We start from the raw sequence: 26597 nt of genomic DNA, 5'->3' as shown, positions 1-26597 counted from the left end.
ACAGGCGTAGTCAGCGCGCGCGGTGTGATCATCACTATTACATTCTGAGTGTGATCATCTCGCTACGGAGAGCTGTCATCGCTCTCACCGCCATTGCCCTCACCGCCACCGCTACCGCCTCCTGCGGCAGCACGGGGGACTCGGACAGCGCCGATACGTCCGGCCCGGTGGTTTCCCCCTCCGCCGCCCAGGGACCCGCGGAGCCCGTCACGCTGCCCGCCTCCGCCAGCGGACGCACCGCCGTCTTCTCCCATGGACCGCGCAACAAGCGGGACAAGACCGTCGCGCTCACCTTCGACGCCGATATGACCGCCGATCAGGGCGGCCGTGCGGCGGGCGGGGAGCGCTTTGACAATCCCGGTCTGATCGCCACGCTGCGCAGGGAGAAGGTACCCGCGACCATCTTTATTACCGGTATGTGGGCCCGTACCTATTCGTACCAGGCCCGTGCGATCAGCCGCAGCCCGCTCTTCGAGGTCGCCAACCACTCCTACTCCCACCACGCCTTCACCGGCTCCTGCTACGGACTGCCGACGCTGGACCCGGGCCAGCAGAGGGCGGAGGTGGAAAAGGGCTTCGAGGCGCTCCGTAAGGCCGGGGTGGCGGATCCGCTGCCGTACTTCCGCTTCCCCGGCGGGTGTTACGACGACCGCGCGCTGCGGGCCATCGCACCGACGCATGTGACCGCCGTGCAGTGGGATGTGATGAGCGGCGATCCCTTCAACAGCGACGCGGACAGTGTCGTGGAGCAGGTGCTGGACGAGGTGCGGCCGGGCTCGGTGGTGCTCATGCACTGCACCCTCAGCGCGGCCCCGGCCACCGCGGAAGCGGTCAAGCGGATCGTGCCCGAGCTGCGCGAGCGCGGCTACCGCTTTGTCAAGGTCTCCGACCTCATCGCCACCTCGGTCGGCTGACAGGGCCTCACCAGCGCCCTCAGCCCGCGCCGACAGAGTCCCCGGCCCCGCCCATGGAATCCGCCTTGAGCAGTGGGGCCTTCGTCCGCCGCGGTGCCGCGGGCGGCCCGCTCAGCTCCGGGAAGTCGGTGCGCAGCGCGCGGACCAGCGAGTACATCATCAGAAACGCGATGATGAAGAACGGCAGCCCGACGACGGTGATGACCTGTTCCAGCGCGGTGAGGCCGCCAGCCCCGGTCGCCGCGATCAGCGTGCCCGCGACCACACCCTCGGTGACCGCCCAGAACACCCGCTGACGGGTGGGGCTGGCCTGCTCCTGCTCACCGACACAGAGCATGTCCACCACCAGGGACGCCGAGTCCGAGGACGTGGTGAAGAAGATGACCACAATGAGCACCGAGAGAGCCGCGACAAAGGTGGTGAGCGGATAGTTCTCCAGGAAGGCGAAGAGCGCCCCGGGGATATCCCGCTCGGTGACGACCTCGGTGACCAGGTCGGCCCTGCCCTCCATCTGCAGATTGATGGCGGACAGCCCGAAGACGCTGAACCAGATGAGCGTGAAGGCCGTGGGCAGTGCGAGGACGCCGAGCACAAACTCCCGGATCGTGCGCCCCTTGGAGATACGGGCGATAAAGATGCCGACGAAGGGTGACCACGTAATCGTCCAGGCCCAGTAGAAGACGGTCCAGTTGCCCTGCCAGCCGGTGTCGCCGAAGGTGTCATTCCAGAAGGACAGCGGGACGAGCCAGCTGAGATAGGTACCGGCCGTCTCAATGATGCCCCGCGCCAGAAAGAGCGTTGAGCCGGTCAGGAACACAAAGATCAGCAGGCCGACCGCCATCCCGATATTGAGGCTGGACAGCCGTTTGATGCCCTTGTCGAGACCGGCCACCACCGAGGCGGTGGCGATGATGGTGACCACGGTGATGATCAGCACCTGGACGAGCTTGTTCTCCGGGACATCGAAGAGCTTGGCCAGACCGCTGTTGATCTGCATGGTGCCCAGACCGATGGAGACCGCGACGCCGAAGAGCGTGCCCATCACCGCCGTAGTATCGACGATCTTGCCGATGGGGCCATAGATCCGGTTGCCGAGGAGCGGGTGCAGGATGGAGCTCACCCGGAACGGCAGTCCGCGCCGGTACACAAAGTAGGCGAAGGCCAGCGCGGGCAGGCAGAAGATGGTCCAGGTGTGCAGGCCGAAGTGGTACAGCGAGTACCCCATCGCCATTTGCGCGGCCTCCACTGTTTCCGGCTGCACGGTCGCCCGTGGTGGCTCGGCGAAGTGGCTGATCGGCTCCGCGACACCCCAGAACATCAGGATCGTGCCGATTCCCGCGGCGAACAGCATCGTGAACCAGGCCCGGTTGCTGTAGGCGGGGCGCTCATCCTGACCGCCGAGGCGCACATGCCCGTAGCGGCTCAGCGCGATCCAGATCAAGAAGATCAGGAATGTGGTGACGCCGAGAATGTAGAACCAGCCGAGGTTGCTCTTGAGCCAGCCGGATGCCGAACGGAAGACGCTGTCGACCTGATCCGTCAGCGCGATGGTCACCACCACGAACACCAGTGTGAGCGCGGCGGAGGCGAAGAAGATGACGGAGTCGGTCCTGAGTCCCAGCTTGCGCTGCAGCCTGTTCAGAAATTCGAGCATCAACACATCCCTCAAGTGGGGGAATTCCGGGGCGGACGGTAGCGCGACCTTCGATGGTGCGCAGCACACAGCGCAACGGCATCGCCGTATCGAGCGGTTTGAACACGGACCCGCCTTCGGATCCTTTACTTCATCACATACCACTCTGAATATCGTTCTTGTCACATAACACGAAGGGAACGAGTGAGGCCAGTGAGAGCAACCGCGGCGTACGGAACCCTTGGCGCCCTCGTCCTGACGGCGGCCGCCGTCGCTCCGGCCGCCGGAGCGCCCCTGCCGCTGCGGCCAACGGGACCGGCACAGGGCGATACAGCCGAGGCACGTGGCGCCGCCGTCGCCGCCGAACGGGCGGCCGCAGCCGGGATCAACTGGGGCAGGTGCCCCTCAGTCGAACGGCTGCCTCGTTCCGTACGCTGCGGCACGGTCACCGTGCCGGTCGACTACGCCAACCCGGATGGCGACTCGATCAAACTCACCGTCAGCAGGCGGGCCGCCACCGGCCCCAAGGCCAAGCGGCAGGGTCCGCTCGTCTACAACCCCGGCGGCCCCGGCGGCAACGGTATGAACTTCCCGCTCTACTCACTGTTCCTGGGCGGCACCTGGAAGAAGCTCAATGAGTCCTATGACTTCATCGGCTTCGCACCACGGGGCGTCGGCCGCTCCGGCCCCATCTCCTGCACGGATCCAGCGGAGTACTGGAAGACCCCGCAGGAGTCCCCGCGCAATCCCTCCGAGCAGTTCAAGCAGCGCAAGAACAAGGAAGCCAAGGCCTACGCGGCCGGCTGCGCGAAGCGCCAGGGGAAGCGGCTGGACCACTTCACCACGCCCAACAACGCCCGCGATCTGGATGTCCTGCGTGCGGCACTGGGCCAGCGCCAGCTCAACTATCTGGGCGTCTCCTACGGCACATACATCGGCTCCGTCTACGCCACCCTTTTCCCCACCCATGTGCGCCGTCTGGTGCTCGACAGCATCGTCAATCCGGATCCCCAGCAGATCTGGTACCAGGCCAACCTCAATCAGTCACTCGCCTTCGAGGACCGCTGGACGGACTGGAAGACCTGGGTCGCCCGCCACCACGATGTCTACGGTCTGGGCCGTACGGCGGACGCGGTGCAGAAGAACTACGACGCGGTACGCGACACGCTGGAGCGGAAGCCCGCAGGGGGCGAGATCGGACCACGTGAGCTCCTGGAGACGTATCTCGGTACCGGTTACACCGATGAGCTCTGGGCACCGCGCGCGTACGCGCTGGCCGAGTTCCGCAAGGGCAACCGCAAACCGCTGATCGAGGCGGCCCGGCACCATCCGGGCGTCGCCGCCAGCGCCGAGAACAGCGCCGCCGTCTACACCACCACCGAGTGCGCCGACGCGCCCTGGCCGCGTGAGTGGGAGCGCTGGGACCGCGACAACACCGAGATCGCCCGGAAGGCGCCGTTCGAGACATGGGAGAACGCCTGGATGAACTTGCCCTGTGCGTACTGGCAGGGCAAGCACTCCACGCCGCTGGAGGTGGGCGCCGAGCCGGGCGCGCTGCCGCCGGTGCTGCTGCTGGCGGCCACCGGGGACGCCGCCACCCCGTATGAGGGCGCGCTGGAGGTACGGCGGCGGCTGCCGGACTCGGTACTCGTCACCGAGCGGGGCGCGGGCACGCATGGGCTGAGCGGCGGGCCCAACCCCTGTGTGAACCGGCACCTGGAGAAGTACCTGCTGGACGGGGAGGTGCCTTCGTCCGACGCGTCCTGCTCGGCACGGCCCGAGCCGGAGCCGGAATACGGCGCCCCCGAGCGGCGCGCCCTCCCGGGCATGCCCGCCCACCTCGGGGTCATCCGCCCCCACGTGAGGCGGTAGCCCGCCGCGGTGGGGCTCCCCCGGCTTCCGGGCGCCGGGGGTGCCCCCTTCCCGGCTGCACCCATATGCGGCTCCGCCGCGTGGCGGGGCTTCACCCCGGCTGCGGGGGTGCCGCGGGCGGGTTTCCCCGAATCCCACTCTTCCCGGCTGTACCGCTATGCGGCTCCGCCGCGTGGCGGGACTTCGCCCGGGCTGCGGGGTGCCGTGGGTGGAGGTTCCCCGTATCCCGCCCCTTCCCGGAAACGTGGGCTTCGCCCCCGGGCCCCGGGGTTTGCCAGTGCGGCTGGGTGGGCCGGTGTTGTGCCCACCCGTGCCGCCCCTCGGGCGGCCCGAGTGCCCACAACACCTCGGGGGTCTGGGGGCGGCAGCCACCAGTTTCGGGAAGGTGGGGGCACCTCCCAGCGGTAGCTGGGGGAGGGTTAGGGGAAGGAACCGTCAGGCCAGGCTGGCGATCAGGTCGGCTACGGGCTTGCGGCGGCCCGTATAGAAGGGCACCTCTTCGCGGACGTGCATCCGGGCCTCGGAGGCACGCAGATGCCGCATGAGGTCGACGATGCGGTAGAGCTCGTCCGCCTCGAAGGCGAGGATCCACTCATAGTCGCCGAGCGAGAACGAGGCGACGGTGTTGGCGCGCACATCCGGGTAGCCACGCGCCATCTTGCCGTGGTCGGCGAGCATCCGGCGGCGGTCCTCATCCGGGAGGAGGTACCAGTCGTAACTGCGCACAAAGGGGTAGACGCTGATGTAGTCGCGCGGGGTCTCATCGGCCAGGAAGGCCGGGATGTGCGACTTGTTGAACTCGGCGGGGCGGTGCAGCGCCATGTTCGACCAGACCGGCTCCAGCGCCCGGCCCAGCTTGGTGCGGCGGAAGAGGTTGTACGCCTCCTGCAGCGCGTCCGCGGTCTCCGCGTGCCACCAGATCATGACATCGGCGTCGGCACGCAGCCCGGAGACATCGTAGGTGCCGCGCACGGTGACGTCCTTCGCGTCGAGCTGTGCGAACAGTTCCTCGACCTCGTCCGCGTAGCCGGAGCGGTCGTCGGGGAGGACATCGCGCAGCCGGAAGACCGACCACAGGGTGTAGCGGATGACCTCATTGAGGTCCTTGGCCTTCTTGCCCGCGTTCGGGTTCTTCTCCGGTGCAGCAGTCATGGCTCTATTCTCGCTCTCTCGTTTCGCCCATACGCACGAGGGTCTGCCCGGCGGCCCGGTGGGCGCTGGCGATACAGGCCGGGATGCCCACCCCGTCGTACACCGCGCCGCACACCGCGAGACCGGGGAGCCTGCCTACCGAGGTCCGGATCCGGGCCACCCGGTCGAGGTGGCCGACCGGATACTGCGGCAGTCCGCGGTGCCAGCGGGTGACCTGGCTGGCGACCGGCCGGGCGGTCAGGCCGATGGCCTCGCGCAGATCGCGCAGGGAGAGCTCGACCAGCTCGTGGTCCGCGCGGGCCAGGTCCGCTTCCTCCTCGAACCGTCCGATGGAGGTGCGGAGCACAAAGAGCTCCGGATCCTGGGCGGCGATCCAGCCCCACTTGTTGCTGGCGAAGGTGGCGGCCTTGATGGTGTGTCCGTCGACGGGCGGCACAAGAAAGCCGCTGCCCTCCGGGATGTGCCGCATATCGGCGCGGCGGAAGGCCAGGGTGCACAGCGCCATGGAGGCGTACTCGACACGGGCCAGCTCGGCCGCCGCCCCCGGTACCTCATGTGCCAGCAGCCGCGCGGCGGCGAGGGCGGGAAGGGCGACGACCACCGCGTCCGCCTCGATCACCCGGCCCCCGGCGGTGACCTCCCAGCCGCCCTCGGTGCGCCGCAGATCCCGCGCTTCCGTGCTGAGCAGGATCTCGCCACCGGCGGCACGTACGGCGTCGGCGACGGCCAGCGGCAGCCGTCCGACGCCGCCCTCGATCCCCATGAAGACGGGGCCGGTCTGCTCAGCTTCCCGGGCCCGCCGCTGAATCTCCCGCACCGCGGCGAGCAAGGAGCGTTCGTTCCGGGCGGCCTCGTACAGCTGCGGCACCGCGGCCCGCATGGAGATCCGGTAGGCGTCCCCCGCGTACACCCCGCCCAGCAGGGGCTCAACCAGCCGGTCGACGACCTCGCGGCCCAGCCGGTCGGCGACATAGGCGCCGACGGCGACATCCTCGCCCAGCTCGCTGCGCGGCCGTTCGGCGTCCTCCGCGATACGCGCCAGGCCGTCCGGCGAGATCACTCCGCCGAGGGCGACCGGGTCGCCGGGCACGCCCATCACATGGCCCCTGGGCATGGGCCGGATCTCGCCCCGGGTCCAGATCGCCCCGCCCGCGACGGCCGACGGCTGCAGGGCGTCGCCCAGCCCGACCGCCCGGGCCAGCTCCACCGCCTCCGGCCGCCGGGCGAGCATGGACTCGGCGCCCAGATCCACCGCGCTGCCCGCGATCTCCCCCGCGTACAGCTTGCCGCCGACCCGGTCCGAGGCCTCCAGCACGGTGACCCGTGCCCCGGCGTCCAGCAGCCGGTGGGCGGCGGCGAGTCCGGAGATACCGCCGCCGATAACGATCGCGCGCATCACCGGGTCTCAGCGGGCCGTCTGGTCGTGCACATAGGAGACAAGCCGGGTGAGCGCGTCGGGGTCGGTGTCCGGCAGGACGCCATGGCCCAGGTTGAAGATGTGGCCGGCGGTGTCCGGCAGCCGGTGGGCGGCGTCCAGCACCCGGCGGGCCTGGGTCTCGACGGCCTCGCGTGGCGCGAAGAGCACAGCGGGGTCGAGATTGCCCTGGACCGCCTTGCCGGGTCCGATCCGGCGGGCGGCCTCGTCCAGCGGCACCCGCCAGTCGGCACCGACCACATCCGCGCCCGCCTCGCTCATCAGGCCCAGCAGCTCGCCGGTGCCAACACCGAAGTGGATACGCGGCACGCCGTAAGCGGCCACCGCGTCAAAGACCTTGGCGGAGGCGGGCAGCACCCGCTGGCGGTAGTCCTCGGGGGCGAGGGCGCCGACCCAGGAGTCAAAGAGCTGTACGGCGCTGGCGCCCGCCTCGATCTGCACCTTGAGGAAGGCGGCGGTGATATCCGCGAGCCGGTCCAGCAGCTCGGCCCACAGCTCGGGAGCGCCGTACATCATCGCTTTGGTGTTCTCATGGTTACGGGAGGGCCCGCCCTCCACCAGATAACTGGCGAGGGTGAAGGGCGCCCCGGCGAATCCGATGAGCGGAGTCGCGCCCAGCTCCTGGGTGAGCATGCCGATGGCCTCGGTCACGTATCGCACATCGTCCGGGTCGAGCGGGCGCAGCTGCTCCAGATCGGCGTGCGAGCGGATGGGGCGGGCGACAACGGGGCCGACGCCGGGCTTGATGTCGAGGTCGATTCCGATGGCCTTGAGCGGCACGACGATGTCGCTGAAGTAGATCGCCGCGTCCACCTTGTGCCGGCGGACCGGCTGCAGCGTGATCTCGGTGACCAACTCCGGGCGCATACATGAGTCCAGCATCGCGATGCCCTCACGCACCTTGCGGTACTCGGGCAGGGAGCGGCCAGCCTGCCGCATGAACCACACCGGCGTATGCGGCACCGGTTCGCGGCGGCATGCCTTCAGAAAGGCGGAGTCATACGTCTTGCTGGGCGGGCCCGTGGGGCGGTCATCGGCACTCACGCCTTGAAGTCTCGCACGCACCGGGTGTCCCTACCGGCCTGGGGCGGTCCTTCCGCCTACTCTTCCGCCCATGGCAGCGGCGCGAGCACAGACGGCGGAAGGCCCCGACGGCGGCGACGCCATCCCTCTTCCGTTTCAGCAGAGCGTGGCCGCCCTGGGCGGGGCACGGCCGCGGCGTGAGGTCCGTATCGAGCCCATGCCCGCACCCAAACGGCTGGCGCCCTTCGCGCACGCGCTGGAGGCGTCGGTCGAAGCGGAGGACGCAGCGGGCACCGAGCTGGCCGACGGCCGCTTTGTCCTTCTCTACGACCCGGACGGGCAGGAGAGCTGGCAGGGCACCTTCCGGATTGTGACGCTGGCCCGGGCGGAGCTGGAACCGGAGATGGCGGCCGATCCGCTGCTTCCCGAGGTGACCTGGTCCTGGCTGACCGGTGCGCTGGACGCCCGCGGGGTGTCCTACGGCCAGCCCAGCGGCACCGTGACGCGGGCGGGTTCGCACTACTTCGGCGGGCTCGCCGAGCGTGCCCCGCAGGCGGAGATCGAGATCCGGGCCTCCTGGACTCCGCTCGCCCAGCTGGGGGTTCCGGATGTCGCCGCGCATCTGGTGGCGTGGTGCGATCTGCTGTGCCAGTGCGCGGGGCTGCCACCGGAGAGCGGGGATGACACGGGGGTCGTACCGCTGCCGCAGCGCCGAGGGCCACAGCCGCTCTGAGCAGGGCAGTTGTTCAGCCAGACTCGCCCTCATGTCCGAATTGAGAAATTTATTCTCACTCGTTCGTGATCTTCCTCTAAAGCGGCATCCGGTTGCTGCCGAAAGAGTTTGTGACCCTTCCACAGGGGTCCTCCCGACTTACCCCGACAGTCGGCTGCCGTCCCCTCTCCTCTCCCCAGGAGGCCCGGTGTCCGTTCTCCTCGAGCACCCCACAAGCCTGGTCGCCTACCGCCCGAACAAGCCGACGGCCATGGTCGTCGTTGCCGACCCCCGAGTCCGTTCCACCGTGACCCGCCACCTGTGGGCGCTCGGTGTACGGGACGTGATCGAGGCGTCGTCGATCGCGGAGGCCCGCCCCCGAATTGGCAATCCACGCGACATCTGCGTGGCCGATGTCCACCTTCCCGACGGCTCCGGCCTCACCCTGCTGTCCGAGACCCGGGCGGCGGGCTGGCCGAACGGCCTCGCGCTCTCCGCCGCCGATGACATCGGCGCCGTACGCAACGCCCTCGCCGGCGGCGTCAAGGGCTATGTCGTCACCGGCACCCGTAACAACCTCGCCATGCCCACCCGCCACGGCGGCGCCGCCATCGGTGCCACCGCGGCCCGAATGCACCGCCGCCCGCCGGGCGCTCCCGGACACCCCGGCGGCCACCGTGAGCTCTCCGGCCGGGAGGTCGAAGTGCTGCGACTGGTGGCCGAAGGTCAGTCGAACAAGGCCATCGGCGTCTCCATGGGGCTGTCCGCCCTCACCGTCAAAAGCCACCTCGCCCGGATCGCCCGCAAGCTGGGCACCGGCGACCGTGCCGGTATGGTCGCGGTCGCGCTGCGCACCGGCATCATCCACTGACCGCTTTACAGCAGTGCCGCGCCCGTCGACGTAACGTTCCGTCCGCGGGCGCTCAGCACTGCGTGCACACAGATACCCTTGACTGGTGACCGACGCTCAAGAGACCGCAGCAAGCACCACAGCTCAGGCCCCGTCCCCGGACCCCGGGCCGGCGCCGGTCCCCCTGCTGGAGCCGCGTGAGGGCATTCCTGCCGTGACCGCGACCGGCGACGCCCTCGCCGAGGTCGTGGCGGCCTTCGCCGCCGGGACCGGGCCGGTCGCCGTCGATGCCGAGCGTGCCTCCGGCTACCGCTACGGGCAGCGCGCTTATCTGGTCCAGCTGCGCCGCGCGGGCGCGGGGACCGCCCTCGTCGACCCGGTCGGCTGCCCCGACCTGTCCGGGTTGGGCGCCATGCTCGACGGCACCGAGTGGGTGCTGCACGCCGCGACCCAGGATCTGCCCTGTCTGCGCGAGATAGGCATGGTGCCGGGGCGCCTCTTCGACACCGAGCTCGCCGGACGGCTGGCGGGCTTCCCCCGGGTCGGTCTCGGCCCCATGGTGGAGAACGTCCTGGGTTACGCCCTGGAGAAGGGCCACTCCGCGGTCGACTGGTCCACCCGTCCGCTGCCCGAGCCGTGGCTGCGCTACGCCGCGCTCGATGTCGAGCTGCTCGTCGATCTGCGGGACGCGCTGGAGGAGGAGCTGGACCGGCAGGGCAAGCTGGACTGGGCCCGCGAGGAGTTCGCGGCGATCGCCGCCGCTCCCCCGCCCCCGCCGCGCAAGGACCCCTGGCGCCGCACCTCGGGCATGCACAAGGTACGCCGCCGCCGTCAGATGGCGGTCGTACGGGAGCTGTGGACCACCCGGGACCAGGTGGCCCAGCGGCGCGATGTGTCACCGGGCAAGGTGCTGACGGACGCCGCGATCGTCGAGGCGGCGCTGGCCCTGCCGGGAGATGTCCGCGCGCTCACCGCGCTGTCCGGCTACGGCCACCGGATGGGCCGCCGCCAGCTCGAACAGTGGCAGGCCGCGGTGGACCGGGCCCGGGCGCTGCCGGACTCCGAGCTGCCGCAGCCCGGCCAGCCCCTGAACGGCCCGCCACCGCCACGTTCCTGGGCCGACAAGGACCCGGCCGCCGCCGCCCGGCTCGCCGCCGCCCGCGCCGCGGTGACCGCGCACGCGGAGAAGCTGCGCCTGCCCCAGGAGAACCTGATCGCCCCGGACACGGTTCGCCGACTGTGCTGGGAACCCCCGGCCGACCCCTCGGAAACCATCGTCGCCACGGCCCTGCGCGGCTACGGCGCCCGCGAATGGCAAATCGAACAGACCCTCCCCCTCCTCCTCACCGCCCTCACCGCAGCCGCCACACCTTCTTGACGGCGACCTCGCGTTTCCCCCAGCTACCGCTGGGTGGTGCCCCCAGGCCCCAGGGGGCCTCACAAGCTTTGCCCTCCCACCCAAGGGCAACTGACGCCCGCCAGCCCCGTCCCTACGCTGCCTCTTGGCATGGGGACGGGGCTTCCGCAGCCACCTACCGCACCGGCACCCCGCGTCTGGCCTTACGACGAGGGGAGTTCGCTTCACGTTGGTCTGGGTCGCGGCCGCTGATCGGGCGCCACCGCGGCTACGACATCTGTTCGCTTTGCCGGAATTGTGTCCTCCGCCCGAGAGTCTCGCTACTTTCCCCATCACCACAGCGTCCAGTCAGGGGGAAACGCCATGCGTAAACGGTCTATCGCCTTCACCGTCGCGGCTGCAGCAGCCACCGTTCTCGCCGGAGCCATCCCGGCCCAGGCCCACTACACGTACTACGACTGGTACACCGGCTGCGGCTGGTTCAGCGCAGAGGCCTGCGGATACGGCAGCGTGTCATCCACACACCGCACCATCAAGGTCTGCGACACCAACGCCGACGGACAGAGGCCCTTCGCACAGTACGTGCGTGGCGGTATCGGCTACACGCTGCACGACCCCAATGGATCAAAAGACGGCTGCGGCAAGAACTACAAGGCGACCGGCATCAGCAAGTGGCGCATGTGCGTCGACTACGGCTCGTACAACGTGTGCACCCGGGACTGGATCAGTGCTTGACCGCACGGCCGGGTTGGCGAGCGTCCAGCCGCATCCCGGCCACGTCATCGCGTCCCCTCCTCACTGCGGGGCGTGGTGTGCGCGGTGTGCCAGTGGCACTGGCAGCGGCACGGTTCGTAGAGCACGCCCTCAACGACGCTTGTGCGTTGCTCCGCTTCCGTGCACTGCCGGTGGGTCCCGATCCGGCACTCATGGGAGCGGTACGGGTCGCGGGTGGTGGGGGCGGCGGAGGCGAGGGCGTCCGTCAGCCGGGCGTCGCGGTCGACCCAGCGGAGCCCGTACGTGTCCCGGTGCAGGCCCTGGTGGCCGTGACCAAGGATGCACGGAACACGGCACCTACCGGCCGAAGTTCCGGAGCTCAGTCCGGGCCGGTGGGCGGAACAGGGGGCGACCAGGTGGCCGCTGTCGGAATCAGTCGCTCTGGTCGGCGCGGAGTCTTTTGTCTTTCCGTGCTCGGCTTCCGGCTCGTCCGGGGTACTGAAGAGTCGCCGCAGAGCATGGGCAGCAAGGTCGACGCTGAGCGCTTCGGCCAGTTCCTCCGTGCCGAACCAGGAATGTCCGGCTGCATTTTGATGATGCCAGCCGTCGTGGCCGGTGGGGAGCACACAGGCGTCAGCTCCGGCACATGCCGGGGGGCGGGCTCCGCAGTGGGAGGCAGTCATCGTGCACCGCCCATCGCGTGGATGTTGCGGCGGTCGAGGTCGATGCCCCAGTAGTAAGCGGCTACGAGGGCGGAACGGCGTGCCCGCTGGATCGCTTGTTCTGAGACGGGGACATCCTGCCAGAAGGACGCGGGGCAGTAGGGGCGTGCGGGGGTGGAGGTGAGGAGCGGCGCCTTTCCGGCCGCGTCAGCCGCCGCGTCTTTCGCGTACGGGCTCTTGTGGCGGGGCAGGGGCGCCACGCTCTGTCGCTGGGGCATGGCTTCCGGGCGGGCCATGTCCGGGGGCGGGGTAAAGCGCCGTTTGCCCTTTGCCGGAAGCACTACCGCCAGGATGGCGAGCAGTACGGGGCTCAATGCCCGCTCGACCGTATGCAAGATACGGTTGGTCATGTCAGCAGCTCCTACACAGTTGTTGGCCATGGCCCCGGGGGTGTTCGCGCATCCGCCGGGGTTTCTTTGTGGCCGTTGAGCCATTGACGGTATCTGACTCCTATACCCACGTCTACCTAGGTCTGCCCCCGTGCGGCTTCGTGTTCGAATGCTTACCGTCGATGCATGGGTGAGATCGATTACGACTCGTATATCCCGCCGTACCGTCAGATTGCGGCGGAGATCATTACGGACATTGAGCGTGGGACACTGCGCCCCGGTCGAGCGATCCCCTCTGAGGTCACGCTCATCCAGCGCTATGGAGTCGCCAGAGATACGGTCCGCCGTGCGGTCCGGTACCTCCGCGAAGAGGGATGGGTGTTCACCATCCCGCACCGTGGCACCTATGTCGCGCTCGAACTACCCACCAATGACGACACCCCAGGCGACCGGGGCGACGACAGTCAGGGATAGGCAAGATCGGGCAACGTGGGGCGCCATTGCTGCCGCGCGCCCCCGGACAAGCTCAGCGGCCCCGCTGATACGGCAGGGCGCTTTCATGCTCATCACCCATGTGCGGCGTGCGGGGGCGGTACCTCCACCTCGCGTCCCCCCGTCAGTAATAGGCGCATAACGGAGGAACACGCGCAGACACACCCGTTCCGGCGCACCTCTCCCAGCCGCTGGGAGGTGTCCCCATCATCCTGGGGCTCTCCCCGAGGGGCGTACGACCGCCCCAACACTGTGGGGGTTGGGGCAGAGCCCCAATTTCGGGAAGGGGCGGGATTAGGGGACTTCTCACCCGCACCCCACAGCGGCGCCCAACCCCCACAACCGACGGACGGAGTCCGGCGGTGGGGGCACCTCCCAGCCCGCCAGGGCTAGGGGGAGGCCGAAGCTTGTGAGGCCCCCTGGGGCCGAACAATGCGAGGCCGCCGTTAGGGAAGGTGGCCGCCATCAAAAAAGGTGACGTGGACCGCATGGGTCTCGGCGGGTGGAGTCTTGCCACATGGTTACCGGCAAGTAGCATGGAGGCCGGGAAGCGCGCCGCACGGCGTACCACCGCACCCTGGAGGAGAGCCAACGTGCCTCGTACCGCTAGGGACGTCGTCTTCGTCGACGGCGTCCGCACCCCGTTCGGCAAGGCGGGCCCAAAGGGCATCTACCACGAGACCCGCGCCGACGACCTGGTCGTCAAGTGCATCCGTGAGCTGCTGCGCCGTAACCCGGACCTGCCGCCGGAGCGCATCGATGAGGTCGCCATCGCCGCGACCACCCAGATCGGCGACCAGGGTCTGACCCTCGGCCGCACCGCGGGCCTTCTCGCCGGGCTGCCGCAGACCGTTCCCGGCTACTCCATCGACCGCATGTGCGCGGGTGCGATGACCGCCGTGACCACCACCGCCGGGTCCGTCGCCTTCGGTGCGTACGACGTCGTCGTCGCGGGCGGTGTCGAGCACATGGGGCGCCACCCCATGGGTGAGGGCGTCGACCCCAACCCGCGCTTCGTATCGGAGAAGCTGGTCGACGAGTCCGCCATGTTCATGGGCATGACGGCGGAGAATCTGCACGACCGCTTCCCGCAGCTGACCAAGGCACGGGCCGACGAGTACGCGCTGCGCAGCCAGGAGAAGGCCGCCAAGGCGTACGCGGACGGCAAGATTCAGCCGGACCTGGTGCCGATCTCTGTCCGCCGCACCAACCCGGAGGGCGGTGAGACCGGCTGGGGCCTGGCCACCGCCGATGAGCCGATGCGCCCGGGTACCACCCTGGAGAGCCTCGCGGGTCTCAAGACCCCCTTCCGGGCGCACGGCCGGGTCACCCCGGGCAACGCCGCCGGGCTCAACGACGGCGCCACCGCCTCGCTGATCGCCGCCGAGGATGCCGCCCAGGAACTGGGCCTGCCGGTCAAGATGCGCCTGGTGTCGTACGCCTTCGCGGGTGTCGAGCCCGAGGTCATGGGTATCGGCCCGGTCCCCTCGACCGAGAAGGCGCTCGCCAAGGCCGGGCTGGCCATCGGTGACATCGGGCTGTTCGAGATCAACGAGGCCTTCGCCGTCCAGGTACTGGCCCTGCTCGACCACTACGGCATCGCCGATGACGACCCCCGCGTCAACCAGTACGGCGGCGCGATCGCCTACGGCCACCCGCTGGCCTCCTCCGGTGTCCGTCTGATGACCCAGCTGGCCCGCCAGTTCGAGGAGCAGCCGCATGTCCGCTACGGCCTGACCACCATGTGTGTGGGCTTCGGTATGGGCGGAACTGTGATCTGGGAGAACCCGCACTTCGACGGAGGCAACAAGTGACCAGCACCGCAGAGCTGTTGAAGGGCGCCGCGGAGCTCTTCCCCGACGAGGTCGTCACCCAGGCGCATGTACGCCATCTCGACCTCCCCGCCAGGGCAGGCCGATTCGCGCTCATCACGCTGGACAACGGCTTCGACCACACCAAGCCGACCACCTTCGGCCCGCAGTCGCTGGCCAACCTCAACGCCGCGATCGACCAGGTCGAGGGCGAGGCGGCCAAGGACGAGATCGTCGGTGTCGGCATCACCGGCAAGCCGTTCATCTTCGCCGTCGGCGCCGACCTCAAGGGCGTTGAGCTGCTGAAGCGGCACGAGGACGCGCTCGCCATCGGCAAGGGCGGCCACGACGTCTTCAAGCGGCTGGCCTCGCTGGCCGTCCCCACCTTCGCGTACTACAACGGCGCGGCGATGGGCGGCGGTGTTGAGGTCGGCCTGCACTGCACGTACCGCACCGTCTCCAAGGCCATCCCGGCCTTCTCGCTCCCCGAGGTCTTCCTCGGCCTGGTGCCCGGCTGGGGCGGCTGCGCCCTGCTGCCGAACCTCATCGGCCCGGAGCGCGCGATCTCGGTCATCATCGAGAACTCGCTCAACCAGAACAAGCAGCTCAAGGGTCCCCAGGTCTACGACCTGGGCATCGCCGACGCCCTCTTCGAGGGCGCCGACTTCCTGGAGCAGTCCCTGCTGTGGACCGCGTCCGTGCTGCGCGGCGAGCTGGACGTCGTACGTCCCGAGATCGACCGCGGCGAGGCCTGGGACCAGGCCGTGGCCAAGGGCAAGGAGATCGCCGACAGCAAGGTGCACGGCGCGGCCCCGGCCGCCTACCGCGCGCTGGACATCATCTCCGCGGCCAAGAACGGCGATCTGCGCCAGGGCTTCGACGCCGAGGACCAGGCCCTCGCGGACCTCATCATGGGCGACGAGCTGCGCAGCGGCATCTACGCCTTCAACCTGGTGCAGAAGCGCGCCAAGCGTCCGGCCGGTGCCCCCGACAAGAGCCTGGCCCGCCCGGTGACCAAGGTCGGTGTTGTGGGCGCGGGCCTGATGGCCTCGCAGCTCGCGCTGCTCTTCGCCCGCCGCCTGGAGGTGCCGGTCGTGCTGACCGACATCGACCAGGAGCGGGTGGACAAGGGCGTCGGCTATGTCCATGAGCAGATCGACATGCTGCTGCTCAAGGGCCGCGTCAACCAGGACAAGGCCAACCGTCTCAAGGCGCTGGTCACCGGCTCCCTGGACAAGTCCACCGCCTTCGCGGACGCCGACTTCGTGATCGAAGCGGTCTTCGAGGAGATGGGCGTCAAGCAGAAGGTCTTTGCCGAGGTCGAGGCGGTCGTGCCCGAGCACGCCATCCTGGCCACCAACACCTCGTCCCTCTCCATCACGGAGATGGCCTCGAAGCTCAAGCACCCCGAGCGCGTGGTGGGCTTCCACTTCTTCAACCCGGTCGCGGTCCTTCCGCTGCTGGAGATCGTCCGGGCCGAGAAGACCGATGAGGCCTCGCTGGCCACGGCCTTCGCCGTCGCCAAGAAGCTGAAGAAGACCGCGGTCCTGGTCAAGGACGCCCCGGCGTTCGTGGTGAACCGGATCCTCACCCGCTTCATGGGTGAGGTCCTGGGCTCCATCGACGAGGGCACCCCGGTCGAGGTCGCGGATCGGGCGCTGGCCCCGCTGGGCCTGCCGATGTCGCCGATCGTCCTGCTGGAACTGGTCGGCCCCGCGGTCGCCCACCATGTCGCGGGCACCCTGCACGCCGCCTTCCCGGACCGCTTCGCGGTCTCCGAGAACCTGGGCCGGATCGTCGAGGCGGGCAAGCGCAACCTGTACGTCCATGACTCCGGGAAGCCGGAGCTGGACCCCGAGGTCGCCGCGCTCTTCCAGGTGGGCGACAGCCCGCTTACCGAGGAGCAGGTCCGTGACCGGGCGCTGAACGCCATCGCCGAGGAGATCGACCTGATGCTCCGCGAGGGTGTGGTGGCCGAGGCCCAGGACATCGACCTGTGCCTCATCACCGGCGCCGGCTGGCCCTTCCACCTGGGCGGCATCACGCCGTACCTGGACCGTGAGGGCGTCAGCGAGCGGGTCACCGGCAAGAAGTTCCTGGCCCCGGGTGTGGCCAGCGTGCCGGAGTAGTCCCCGCTACGCCGCTTCCCTGGCACCACACAGCGCCCGTCCGCAGCCTCTGCGGACGGGCGCTGTGCTGTCCCTGAGCATTGGTGCATAAGATGCCGGAATGACCTACCTCATCACTGGCGGTGCCGGTTATATCGGAGCCCATGTCGTGCGTGCCATGACGCAGGCCGGCGAACGGGTCGTCGTCCTTGACGATCTGTCGACCGGGGACCGGAACCGGGTGCCGGAGCAGGTGCCGTTCGTCCTCGGCTCCACCCTCGACCGGGCGCTGCTGGACCGTACGATCGCCGGGCACGCCGTCACCGGCGTCGTACATCTGGCGGCGAAGAAGCAGGTCGGTGAGTCCGTTGAACTGCCGCTGCACTACTACAAGGAGAACGTCCAGGGTCTCCAGGTGCTGCTGGAGGCCATCGCCGCGGGCGGCGTACGGCAGTTGGTGTTCTCCTCCTCGGCCGCCGTCTACGGGATGCCGGATGTGGACCTCGTCACCGAGGACACTCCCTGTGTGCCGATGAGCCCCTATGGCGAGACCAAGCTGGTCGGCGAGTGGATGGCCCGGGCGGCCGGCCGGGCGCACGGCATCTCCACCGCCTGTCTGCGCTACTTCAATGTCGCGGGTGCGGCGACGCCCGAGCTCGCCGACACCGGGGTGTTCAATCTCGTCCCGATGGTCTTTGAAAAGCTCACCGTGGGCCAGGCCCCGCAGATCTTCGGCGATGACTACCCCACGCCGGACGGCACCTGCGTCCGTGACTACATTCATGTGGAGGACCTTGCCGACGCCCATCTGGTCGCCGCCCGCGCCCTCGCCGCCCAGTCTGCCGATGCCGCCGCTGCCACCGATGCCAGCGCTGCCGCCAGTGGCACGGCGCGGGATCTCACCCTGAACATCGGCCGTGGGGAGGGTGTCTCCGTCCGGGAGATGGTCGACCTGATCGCCGAGGTCACCGGCCACACGGAGATCGCCGCCACGGTCACCCCACGCCGCCCCGGCGATCCCGCGCGGGTCGTCGCCGCCGCTGACGCGATCGCCGATGAGCTGGGCTGGACCGCCCGACATGATGTGCGCGCCATGGTCACCTCCGCCTGGGAGGGCTGGTGCCTGCACCACCCGGAGGCCTCGGCAGCGGTCGTGCCAAGCTGAGCACATGGAAGCACTGCCCCTGATCGTCGTCGACGCCGCCAATGTCGTCGGGTCCGTACCCGACGGCTGGTGGCGCGACCGGCGGGGCGCCACCGAGCGGCTACGGGACCGGCTGGCCGGCTATGCCACGGCGGGGCTCGCCGACTGGCCGGGCCCGGTGGAGATCGTGCTGGTGGTGGAGGGCGCCGCCCGTGGAGTGGAGTCCACTGACGCGGTACGGGTGGTGGCCGCCCCGGGCAGCGGTGACGACCGGATCGTCCGGCTCGCCGAGGAGGAGGGGCGGGGCCGCCGCTGCCTTGTGGTGACCGCCGACCGGGAGCTGCGCCACCGGGTACGGGAGCTGGGCGCCGAGGTGGCCGGGGCACGGACGGTCGCAGGCCCCTAGTCGCAGGCCGCTAGTCGCAGGCCGCTACGGGCGGTCCACGCGGGCGTAGATGACCGCGCCGTCCACCACGGCGACCCGTTCGTAGCGCGCCTTGAGGAAGCCCCGGAGCCGGGGCATCCGGGCGGGCTGGTAGGGCTTGCCCCGGGAGTCATCGACAATCAGCTTGGGCGGGCTGGCGGTCAGCTCCCCCATGAGCGTCGGCCAGGAGCCCTTCACGCCGAAGCGCTCCCCCACCATGGGCCCGTTGCGGCCGCCGCTGAAATTGGTCAGCAGTCCGGCCGTCAGATAACGCGAGGCCGGTGCCCGGTCGGCGAGCCAGTAGGTCTCCGGGTGCATGCCCCAGAAGAACACCTCGTCGTCCGGCTCGGTGCGCAGCTGCACGGCGCTCGCCAGCCGCTCCGCATGATGGAGCTCGCCACGGCCCGCGTTGCTGCCCCAGCCCACAAAGAGGGTGCAGGTCACCGCCGAGCAGATGGCGGCCGTACGCAGCCAGTCGGCGGCGAGCAGCTGGAGCGCGCCGGTGCCCAGCAGGGCCAGCGGCGGCAGCAGCTGAAGGTAGTAGTGGCCGAAGAAGTGGAATCCGGCCACCACGGCCACCGCGGAGGCTGCCAGCCAGAGCCACAGATCCGGGGTGAGAACCCGGCGGTGGGCGAGGCGGCGGCGCAGTACGGTGACCAGTGGCGCCAGCAGCCCCGCACAACCCGCCGCGAAGATCGCGGTGTTGCCCAGCGCACGGCCCAGCATATGGAGCTCGGACCCGCTGAACGTGGCATACGATCCGGAGCCGGTGACCGTCCAGAACAGACACCGCGTCACCCCGACGCCCAGCGCGACCGCCAGCAGCGGCGCCACGAAACCGGTCCCGGCCTGGATCACCGCCCGCCGCCGCTGCCAGCCACCCGGCACGGTGCGCCACAGCAGAAAGAGCACGGGCAGCAGCACCGCACCGCCGGTCTGTTTGACCAGGACCGCACCCGCGACCGCGAGTCCGGCCGCGGTCCAGCGGCGGCGGTCACAGCACCACATCGCCGCCGCGGTGCAGGGCAGCATAAAGATCTCAAAGCTCGCCGCCTGCCCGTCCTCCGGATTGAGGCCGACCGACGCCAGTACGTAGAGCACGCCCGCCGTCAGCCCGGCGCGATCGCCCCAGCGGCGTCGGGCGATCGAGGCCAGCAGCAAGGCGGTCACCGCCACGGCGAGCACCGCCAGCACCTTGACCGGCCACAGCGACTGATCTCCGAAGACCGCGAAGGCACCCTGATACAGCCAGGGCAGCAAGGGCGGTTTGCGGTCGACGACCGTCTCGTAGAGCGTCCCGCCACTGGCGAGCATCCGGGCCTGGGTGGCGAGGAATCCCTCGTCCGGATTCCACAACGGCCGCTGGAAGGAGGGAATCCGGGTCACCGCCGCCAGCACCAGCAGCAGCCGCAGCAGCCGCAGCCAGTACCGCCAGGACTGCCGGACGGCGAGGACACCGCGCAGGGAATCGGATACGGGACGTATGTACCGCTGCGCCCAGGTCGCTTCGACAGCCTGCCGTGGCCGGGGCACCCGCGCCCGTGACTGCGGATCAGCGGCGCGGAGGGGTGAGGGCCTGCCCGGCGGCGGCTCAGCGGTCGGCATGGGCCCCAACCTATCCGGCCCCGTACCCGCTCCCGGAAGGACGCGTACGGGGCCGGAGGTGATGTCAGTCTCGGGCCGTCTCCCGCTCGGTGGCGGCAGCGTGCCCGGCGTTCGCATAGCGACCGTCGATCTTGGCGACCAGGCCGGTGACCTGGCGGGCGATGTCCGGCGCGGTCAGCCCGATCTCGGCCAGCACCTCCTTACGGGAGGCGTGGTCAAGGAAGCGGGGCGGAATACCGAAGTCGCGCAGCGGGATGTCGACGCCCGCGTCGCGCAGCGCCTGGGCGACGGCGGAGCCAACGCCGCCCGCTCGGCTGTTGTCCTCGACCGTGACCACGACCTGGTGCCGGTCGGCGAGCGGGGCGAGCGCTTCATCGACGGGCTTGACCCAGCGCGGGTCCACCACAGTGGTGGAAATGCCCTGCTTGTCCAGCAGGTCGGCGATCTCCAGACACATGGGGGCGAGCGCGCCGACCGAGACCAGCAGCACATCGGGACGGTCCGCGGTGGGCTCCCGCAGGACATCCATGCCGCCGACCCTGCCGACCGCTGGGACGGCCGGGCCGACCGCGCCCTTGGAGTAACGCACCACCGTCGGCGCGTCATCCACCTCGACGGCCTCCCGCAGCTGGGCGCGGAGCTGGTCGGCGTCGCGCGGCGCGGCGAGCCGCAGCCCGGGGACGACCTGGAGGATCGACATATCCCACATGCCGTTGTGGGAGGCGCCGTCGGAGCCGGTGACGCCCGCCCGGTCGAGGACGAAGGTGACCCCGCACCTGTGCAGGGCGACATCCATCAGCACCTGGTCGAAGGCACGGTTCAGGAACGTGGCGTAGACGGCGAAGACCGGGTGCACCCCGCCGGTGGCCAGGCCCGCGGCTGACACCGCCCCATGCTGCTCGGCGATCCCCACGTCATAGACCCGGTCGGGGAACGCCTCGGCGAACTTGTGCAGCCCGGTCGGCCGCATCATCGCCGCGGTGATGGCGACGATGTCCTCGCGCTCCCGGCCGAGCCTGACCATCTCCTCGCCGAATACGGAGGTCCAGTCGGCGCCCGAGGAAGACACCGGAAGCCCGGTGTCGGGATGGATGACGGGCACGGCGTGGAACTGGTCGGCCTCGTCCTGGCGGGCGGGCTGATAGCCCCGGCCCTTCTCGGTGAGGCAGTGCACGATGACCGGCCCGCCGAAGCGCTTGGCCCGCTGCAGCGCCGACTCGACGGCGGCGGTGTCATGACCGTCGATCGGGCCGACGTATTTGAGACCCAGATCCTCGAAGAGACCCTGCGGGGCGATGAAGTCCTTCAGCCCCTTCTTGGCGCCGTGCAGGGTCTCGTAGAGCGGCTTGCCGACCACCGGGGTCTTGTTGAGCATCTCCTTGCCGCGGGCGAGGAAGCGCTCGTAGCCGTCGGTGGTACGGAGCGTGGCGAGGTGATTCGCCAGTCCGCCGATGGTGGGCGCGTAGGAGCGCTCATTGTCATTGACGACGATGACCAGCGGGCGGTCCTTGGCCGCGGCGATATTGTTCAGCGCCTCCCAGGCCATACCGCCGGTGAGCGCGCCATCGCCGATGACCGCGACCACGTGGTCACCGGTGCCGCGCAGCTCATTGGCCTTGGCGATGCCGTCGGCCCAGCCCAGCACGGTGGAGGCGTGGCTGTTCTCAATGACGTCGTGCTCGGACTCGGCCCGGGACGGATACCCGGAGAGTCCGCCCTTGGCGCGCAGCCGGGAGAAGTCCCGGCGGCCGGTGAGCAGCTTGTGGACGTAGCTCTGATGGCCGGTGTCGAAGAGCACCTTGTCCCTGGGCGAGTCGAAGACCCGGTGCAGGGCGATGGTCAGCTCGACCACACCCAGATTCGGTCCGAGGTGTCCGCCGGTCTTGGCGACGGCATCGACGAGGAAGGCCCGGATCTCTCTTGCCAGCTGGTCCAGCTGTTCCGGGCTGAGCCGGTCAAGATCGCGCGGTCCCGTGATGCGGGTCAGCAAAGCCACCCGAGCCTCCTTGCTGTCGAGCTGGTACGGGCCTGAACCGATCTGCTGAGTCTAATGTTCAGCCTGGAGTGCTGGTGTCCGGAGGGTGCGATATCTGTCACGCGGACGGAGCACACGCCGGGCGTACAAGTCGCACAGCCCCCGAGCAGCTCCGCCCCCCTTCCTTAACGGGGGCCTCGCACCTCTCGGCGCCGGGGGCGCCTCGAGGGCTTCGGCCCCCTGCGCCGGACTCCGTCCGTCGGTAGGAGTTCCCCTAACCCGGCCCCTTCCCGAAACTGGGGGCTGCCGCCCCCAGACCCCCGAGGTGTTGTGGGCCCCGGGCCCACGAATGTTGTGGGCACTCTCCCCCAGCTACCGCTGGGAGGTGCCCCCAGGGAGGTGCCCCCAGCCCCGCGAGGGGCGTGGGCCCGCCCTGCTACGCAACCACCCACCCACACCAGCCACGACGCTCCGGCCCACCCCGCAACGGAGCTCGCGACGCTTGGTGGGCACAACACCCGACCACCGGCCCGCACCGGCCACCCCGGGGGCCCGGGGCGCGAGCCCCGGTTTCCGGGAAGGGGCGGGAATTTGGGGAAGCCCACCCACGGCACCCCGGAGCCGGGCGGAGCCCCGCCACGCGGCGGAGCCGCATATCAGTACAGCCGGGAAGGGGCGGGAATTGGGGAAACCCACCCCGGCACCCCGCGCCCGGGCGAAGCCCCGCCACGCGGCGGAGCCGCACATCGGCACAGCCGGGAAGGGGCGGGACCGGGGAACCCCACCCACGGCACCCCGCAGCCGGGGGTGAAGCCACGCCACGCGGCGGAGCCGCATATCGCGGTGCAGCCGGGCAGGGGTGGACAGGGGAAACCCACCTCGGGGCCGGGCGTGGTCCCGTGACGGACCACGCCCGCGAGGCCCGCGCCGGGGGGATATCCCCGGGGTCGTGGGGACTACGTGCGGCCCGCCGTCCTCTGGGTCCGGCGGGAGACCGAGTCGATGACGACCGCCGCCAGCAGCACCCCACCCGTAATCATGTACTGGACATGCGCAGGGCTGCCCACCAGCGCCAGACCGTTGGCGATCGAACCGATCACCAGCATGCCGAGCAGCGCGGACCACACCTTGCCGCGGCCACCGAAGAGGCTGGTGCCGCCGATGACGGCGGCGGCGATGGCCTCCATCAGGAGGTTGCCGGACCCCGCGCCCTGGTTCGCCGCCGCGATCCGGGAGGCGATCATCAGGCCGCCGAAGGCGGCCATGGTGCCCGCGAGGGAGAAGACGGAGATACGGACCGCCGCGACGTTGATACCGGCGCGGCGGGCGGCCTCCGTATTGCCGCCCAGCGCGAACACCTTGCGGCCGTACGATGTACGGCGCAGCAGCAGGTCAAAAGCGACCAGCACCACCAGGAAGATCAGCAGTGCGAGCGGCAGCCCCTTGTACTGGTTGAGCGTGTACGCGGTGACGAAGGCGAGGACCGCCAGTACGCCCGTACGGGCGAGGATCTCGCTCAGCGGGCGCGAGGGCACACCGGCCGCGTCCCGGCGGCGGCTGTCCAGGAACTGCGCGGCGAAGAAGGTGAGGACCGCGACCAGCGCGAGACCGTAGGCGGCGGCCACATCGGTGAAGTAGTAGCTGGTCATGGTGGTGACCAGACCGTCGTCATCGAGGTTGATGGTGCCGCTGGTGTCGAGCACCTGCAGCATCAGACCGTTCCAGGCGAGCAGCCCGGCCAGGGTGACCACGAAGGCGGGGACGCCGATACGGGCGAAGAAGAAGCCGTGGACCGCACCGGCCAACGCGCCGGTGACCAGCGCGAGGAGCAGGGCGAGCCACTCGGCCACACCGTGGTTGACGGCGAGCACGGCGAAGACAGCGCCCGCCAGACCGCTGACCGAGCCGACCGACAGATCGATCTCGCCGAGCAGCAGCACGAAGACGATACCGACGGAGATCAGCCCGGTGCCGACGACATAGACGGAGAGGTTGCTGAGGTTCTGCGCGGACAGGAAGTTCGAGTCGAGCGACTGGAAGATCGCCCAGATGACGATCAGCCCGATGACGACGGGGACCGAGCCGAGTTCACCGCTGCGCATCTTGCGCTTGAACTCGGTGAGATAGCCCATGAAGCCCTGCTCACGTACGAGCAGCCTGGGATCGACGGGGGTGACCCCGGCCGGGGCGGCGCCATTGCCGTTCGCGGGGACGCCGGGTCCGGGGCTGTCCCCGGGGGACTTGGAGAGGTCGGTAGTCACTGCTTTCCCTCCGCGGTGCGCGCCTTGCGGCGGGTCACGGCGTTGTCCGTGGCGCCGGTGATGGCGGAGATGATCTCTTCCTGTGAGGTGTTCGCGACCTCGAAGACGCCGTTGTTACGGCCCAGCCGGAGGACCGCCACCTGGTCGGCGACCGCCTTGACGTCGGCCATGTTGTGGCTGATGAGGATCACGGCGAGGCCGCGTTCCCGCAGCCGCTCCACCAGATCGAGGACCTGCGCGGTCTGTTCGACGCCGAGGGCGGCGGTGGGCTCGTCGAGGATGACCAGCTTGGGCTCGCCGAGCATTGACCGGGCGATGGCGACGACTTGCCGCTGGCCGCCGGAGAGCGAGGCCACCGGGATACGGACGCTGGGGATACGGATCGAGAGGGTGTCCAGCAGCTCACGGCTGCGGCGCTCCATCTCGACCTCGTCGAGGATGCCGGAGCGCATGATCTCGCGGCCGAGGAAGAGGTTGCCGACCACATCGAGGTTGTCGCACAGCGCGAGATCCTGGTAAACGGTCGCGATGCCCAGCTCCTGGGCGTCATGCGGGCGGGCGATCTGGACAGGCTCGCCCTCCCACGCCAGGACTCCCTCGTCGGCGGGGCCGACTCCGGCGATCGCCTTGACGAGGGTGGACTTCCCGGCGCCGTTGTCGCCGACGAGGGCGACCACCTCACCGGCGTGGACCTCCAACTCGACTTCGGTGAGCGCCTGTACGGCGCCGAAGCGCTTGGAGACTCCGCGCAACGCGAGCACGGGTTCGTTCGGCACGATGGCCAACTCCGATCTGTGCGGGGATGTCCCGCGATCGTGGAGAGGAACGTTTCCCCTCCGACTGCGAGTCACGAGGGCCCTTGTGGGGCCGGGGCCGGAACCCCCACGCGGCTCTGAGCCGCGTGGGGTGGGGGAACAGCAGCCCCGCGGCATTGCTCAGCCGGTCAGGCCCGCCTTCGCACAAGCGGCTTCGTACTTCGGCGTGCAGATCTGCTTCAGCTCGTAGAGGCCGTCCTTGAGCACCGTCTTCTCGATGTTGTCCACGGTCAGCGAGATGGGGGCGATGAGGGTCGCGGGGACACCCTTGGTGGTCGGGCTGTCCACCGTGGTCTCGGCCTTGAGCTCCTCGCCACGGGCCAGCGCGATGGCCATCTCCGCCGCCGCGTCAGCCTCGGGCTTGTACGGCTTGTAGACGCTCATGTGCTGCTCACCGGCGACGATGCGCTGGACACCGGCCAGCTCGGCGTCCTGCCCGGTGACCGGCGGGAGCTTGTCGAAGCCCGCGCCCTTGAGCGCGGTGATGATGCCGCCCGCCATGCCGTCATTGGCCGAGTAGACACCGACGATGTTCTTCTTGCCGATCGCCGAGATGGCGCCGTTCATGTTCTTGTGGGCCTCGCTGGGCTCCCACTTGGTGGTGTCGTAGGACTTGCCCACCTTCACCTTGCCGTTGAGGACGGACTTCGCGCCCTTCTTGAACATCGCCGCGTTGGGGTCGGTCGGTGAGCCGTTCATCATGACGATCTGGCCGTCATCGGCCTTGTCGCCGATCGCGTCGAGCAGGGCCTGGCCCTGGACCTTGCCGACCTCTTCGTTGTCGAAGGAGGTGTAGGCGGAGATCGGGCCCTCGGCGAGCCGGTCATAGGCGACGACGGGGATGCCGGCACTGTCCGCCTTCCTGACCGATCCCGAGACGGACTTGGCGTCCACCGCGTCCAGGATGATCACGTCGACCTTCTTCGTGATCATTGAGTCCATCTGCTGCTGCTGGACGGAGGCGTCCTGCTTGGCGTTGACATAGGTCACCTCGCAGTCGGAGCACAGCTCCTTGATCTTCGCCTCTATGAGGGGCTTGTCGAAGTTCTCATAGCGGGCGGTCTGGTCCTCCGGCAGCAGCAGGCCGATGGTGAGCGGACCGTCCTTCTTCTTCTCGCCCGAACCCTGCTTTCCATTCGCTTCCTTGGCACTGCCACAGGCGGCGAGCGAGACGGCCATGGCGGTGGCGGTCAGAGCAACGGCGGCACGACGCAGCGTCGCGTTCATTCGGTACCTCCCTGACGAGGCC

21 protein-coding genes are annotated in these 26597 nt (G+C 69.5%); 11 read left to right on the top strand and 10 right to left on the bottom strand.

Annotated elements, in window-relative coordinates; all coding sequences use genetic code 11:
• The first annotated feature begins 53 nt into the window (after nucleotides 1–53).
• Nucleotides 54–914 (top strand): polysaccharide deacetylase family protein, encoded by an 861-nt coding sequence (locus tag test1122_RS22230; RefSeq protein ID WP_232272030.1) that lies wholly within the window; start codon nucleotides 54–56, stop codon nucleotides 912–914.
• A gap of 19 nt (nucleotides 915–933) precedes the next feature.
• On the opposite strand, the gene test1122_RS22225 is transcribed toward test1122_RS22230, so the two are convergent.
• Nucleotides 934–2568 carry a BCCT family transporter gene (locus test1122_RS22225; RefSeq protein ID WP_232270932.1) on the bottom strand — a complete coding sequence of 545 codons (1635 nt, stop codon included), beginning with the start codon at nucleotides 2566–2568 and terminating at the stop codon, nucleotides 934–936.
• Between the two features lie 192 nt (nucleotides 2569–2760).
• On the opposite strand from test1122_RS22225, the gene test1122_RS22220 reads away from it, so the two are divergent.
• Nucleotides 2761–4419, top strand: coding sequence for an alpha/beta hydrolase (locus tag test1122_RS22220; RefSeq protein WP_232270931.1), 1659 nt, complete (start codon nucleotides 2761–2763; stop codon nucleotides 4417–4419).
• Between the two features lie 435 nt (nucleotides 4420–4854).
• Here the strand turns inward: test1122_RS22220 and hemQ are convergent, their stop codons facing one another.
• Genes hemQ through hemE form a run of 3 tightly spaced genes read right to left on the bottom strand, consistent with a single transcriptional unit; the run spans nucleotide 4855 to nucleotide 8050 of the window.
• Complete coding sequence (hemQ, locus tag test1122_RS22215; RefSeq protein ID WP_232270930.1) at nucleotides 4855–5571, bottom strand: hydrogen peroxide-dependent heme synthase; 717 nt, start codon at nucleotides 5569–5571, stop codon at nucleotides 4855–4857.
• 4 nt (nucleotides 5572–5575) lie between these two features.
• On the bottom strand, nucleotides 5576–6967 hold the full coding sequence (gene hemG, locus test1122_RS22210; RefSeq protein WP_232270929.1) for a protoporphyrinogen oxidase: 1392 nt from the start codon (nucleotides 6965–6967) through the stop codon (nucleotides 5576–5578).
• 9 nt (nucleotides 6968–6976) lie between these two features.
• Nucleotides 6977–8050 carry a uroporphyrinogen decarboxylase gene (gene hemE, locus test1122_RS22205; protein ID WP_232270928.1) on the bottom strand — a complete coding sequence of 358 codons (1074 nt, stop codon included), beginning with the start codon at nucleotides 8048–8050 and terminating at the stop codon, nucleotides 6977–6979.
• Nucleotides 8051–8120: 70 nt separating this feature from the next.
• On the opposite strand from hemE, the gene test1122_RS22200 reads away from it, so the two are divergent.
• From test1122_RS22200 to test1122_RS22185, 4 genes are all read left to right on the top strand, one after another.
• Nucleotides 8121–8762 (top strand): DUF3000 domain-containing protein, encoded by a 642-nt coding sequence (locus test1122_RS22200; RefSeq protein ID WP_232270927.1) that lies wholly within the window; start codon nucleotides 8121–8123, stop codon nucleotides 8760–8762.
• Nucleotides 8763–8949: 187 nt separating this feature from the next.
• A complete protein-coding gene (locus test1122_RS22195; protein WP_232270926.1) occupies nucleotides 8950–9612 on the top strand; it encodes a response regulator transcription factor in 663 nt (220 codons plus the stop codon).
• A gap of 85 nt (nucleotides 9613–9697) precedes the next feature.
• Nucleotides 9698–10969 (top strand): ribonuclease D, encoded by a 1272-nt coding sequence (locus test1122_RS22190; protein WP_232270925.1) that lies wholly within the window; start codon nucleotides 9698–9700, stop codon nucleotides 10967–10969.
• Between the two features lie 342 nt (nucleotides 10970–11311).
• On the top strand, nucleotides 11312–11683 hold the full coding sequence (locus test1122_RS22185) for a hypothetical protein (RefSeq protein ID WP_232270924.1): 372 nt from the start codon (nucleotides 11312–11314) through the stop codon (nucleotides 11681–11683).
• A gap of 658 nt (nucleotides 11684–12341) precedes the next feature.
• Here the strand turns inward: test1122_RS22185 and test1122_RS22180 are convergent.
• Nucleotides 12342–12734, bottom strand: a complete 393-nt coding sequence (locus test1122_RS22180; protein WP_232270923.1) for a hypothetical protein — start codon at nucleotides 12732–12734, stop codon at nucleotides 12342–12344.
• A 165-nt stretch (nucleotides 12735–12899) separates the two neighbouring features.
• Here test1122_RS22180 and test1122_RS22175 point away from each other — a divergent pair, with 165 nt between their 5' ends.
• The 5 genes from test1122_RS22175 to test1122_RS22155 all read left to right on the top strand — a co-directional run bounded on the left by test1122_RS22175 (nucleotide 12900) and on the right by test1122_RS22155 (nucleotide 18674).
• Nucleotides 12900–13187, top strand: coding sequence for a winged helix-turn-helix domain-containing protein (locus tag test1122_RS22175; RefSeq protein WP_232270922.1), 288 nt, complete (start codon nucleotides 12900–12902; stop codon nucleotides 13185–13187).
• Nucleotides 13188–13798: 611 nt separating this feature from the next.
• The gene (locus test1122_RS22170) at nucleotides 13799–15019 is read left to right on the top strand and encodes a thiolase family protein (protein ID WP_232270921.1); all 1221 of its coding nucleotides are present in this window, start codon (nucleotides 13799–13801) and stop codon (nucleotides 15017–15019) included.
• Nucleotides 15016–17145: a 3-hydroxyacyl-CoA dehydrogenase NAD-binding domain-containing protein gene (locus test1122_RS22165; RefSeq protein ID WP_232270920.1), complete on the top strand. Its 2130-nt coding sequence runs from the start codon at nucleotides 15016–15018 to the stop codon at nucleotides 17143–17145. The genes test1122_RS22170 and test1122_RS22165 overlap by 4 nt, the downstream gene beginning before the upstream one ends.
• Nucleotides 17146–17245: 100 nt before the next feature.
• Nucleotides 17246–18289, top strand: coding sequence for a UDP-glucose 4-epimerase GalE (galE, locus tag test1122_RS22160; RefSeq protein WP_232270919.1), 1044 nt, complete (start codon nucleotides 17246–17248; stop codon nucleotides 18287–18289).
• 4 nt (nucleotides 18290–18293) lie between these two features.
• Complete coding sequence (locus test1122_RS22155; RefSeq protein ID WP_232270918.1) at nucleotides 18294–18674, top strand: PIN domain-containing protein; 381 nt, start codon at nucleotides 18294–18296, stop codon at nucleotides 18672–18674.
• 24 nt (nucleotides 18675–18698) lie between these two features.
• Here test1122_RS22155 and test1122_RS22150 read toward each other — a convergent pair whose 3' ends face one another.
• From test1122_RS22150 to test1122_RS22130, 5 genes are all read right to left on the bottom strand, one after another.
• Complete coding sequence (locus tag test1122_RS22150) at nucleotides 18699–20297, bottom strand: ArnT family glycosyltransferase (RefSeq protein WP_232270917.1); 1599 nt, start codon at nucleotides 20295–20297, stop codon at nucleotides 18699–18701.
• 64 nt (nucleotides 20298–20361) lie between these two features.
• A complete protein-coding gene (gene dxs / locus test1122_RS22145) occupies nucleotides 20362–22293 on the bottom strand; it encodes a 1-deoxy-D-xylulose-5-phosphate synthase (RefSeq protein ID WP_232270916.1) in 1932 nt (643 codons plus the stop codon).
• A gap of 935 nt (nucleotides 22294–23228) precedes the next feature.
• Entirely contained in the window at nucleotides 23229–24533 is a 1305-nt protein-coding gene (locus test1122_RS22140) for a sugar ABC transporter permease (RefSeq protein WP_232270915.1), read from the bottom strand.
• Nucleotides 24530–25309: an ATP-binding cassette domain-containing protein gene (locus test1122_RS22135; RefSeq protein WP_232270914.1), complete on the bottom strand. Its 780-nt coding sequence runs from the start codon at nucleotides 25307–25309 to the stop codon at nucleotides 24530–24532. Before test1122_RS22135 ends, test1122_RS22140 begins: the two co-directional genes overlap by 4 nt.
• A gap of 159 nt (nucleotides 25310–25468) precedes the next feature.
• The gene (locus tag test1122_RS22130; RefSeq protein ID WP_232270913.1) at nucleotides 25469–26575 is read right to left on the bottom strand and encodes a substrate-binding domain-containing protein; all 1107 of its coding nucleotides are present in this window, start codon (nucleotides 26573–26575) and stop codon (nucleotides 25469–25471) included.
• Between the last annotated feature and the right edge of the window lie 22 nt (nucleotides 26576–26597).

This window comes from Streptomyces gobiensis (assembly GCF_021216675.1).
Lineage (GTDB): Bacteria > Actinomycetota > Actinomycetes > Streptomycetales > Streptomycetaceae > Streptomyces > Streptomyces gobiensis.
The sequence above is the reverse complement of the archived record's forward strand: the minus strand, read 5'-3'. Positions and strand labels throughout refer to the sequence as shown.

Coding starts and splice junctions, on each gene's coding strand:
- test1122_RS22225 (WP_232270932.1), bottom strand. CDS start 2,568: ATGCTCGAATTTCTGAACAGGCTGCAGCGCAAGCTGGGACTCAGGACC.
- hemQ (WP_232270930.1), bottom strand. CDS start 5,571: ATGACTGCTGCACCGGAGAAGAACCCGAACGCGGGCAAGAAGGCCAAG.
- hemG (WP_232270929.1), bottom strand. CDS start 6,967: ATGCGCGCGATCGTTATCGGCGGCGGTATCTCCGGACTCGCCGCCGCC.
- test1122_RS22200 (WP_232270927.1), top strand. CDS start 8,121: ATGGCAGCGGCGCGAGCACAGACGGCGGAAGGCCCCGACGGCGGCGAC.
- test1122_RS22185 (WP_232270924.1), top strand. CDS start 11,312: ATGCGTAAACGGTCTATCGCCTTCACCGTCGCGGCTGCAGCAGCCACC.
- test1122_RS22180 (WP_232270923.1), bottom strand. CDS start 12,734: ATGACCAACCGTATCTTGCATACGGTCGAGCGGGCATTGAGCCCCGTA.
- test1122_RS22175 (WP_232270922.1), top strand. CDS start 12,900: ATGGGTGAGATCGATTACGACTCGTATATCCCGCCGTACCGTCAGATT.
- galE (WP_232270919.1), top strand. CDS start 17,246: ATGACCTACCTCATCACTGGCGGTGCCGGTTATATCGGAGCCCATGTC.
- test1122_RS22155 (WP_232270918.1), top strand. CDS start 18,294: ATGGAAGCACTGCCCCTGATCGTCGTCGACGCCGCCAATGTCGTCGGG.
- test1122_RS22150 (WP_232270917.1), bottom strand. CDS start 20,297: ATGCCGACCGCTGAGCCGCCGCCGGGCAGGCCCTCACCCCTCCGCGCC.
- test1122_RS22130 (WP_232270913.1), bottom strand. CDS start 26,575: ATGAACGCGACGCTGCGTCGTGCCGCCGTTGCTCTGACCGCCACCGCC.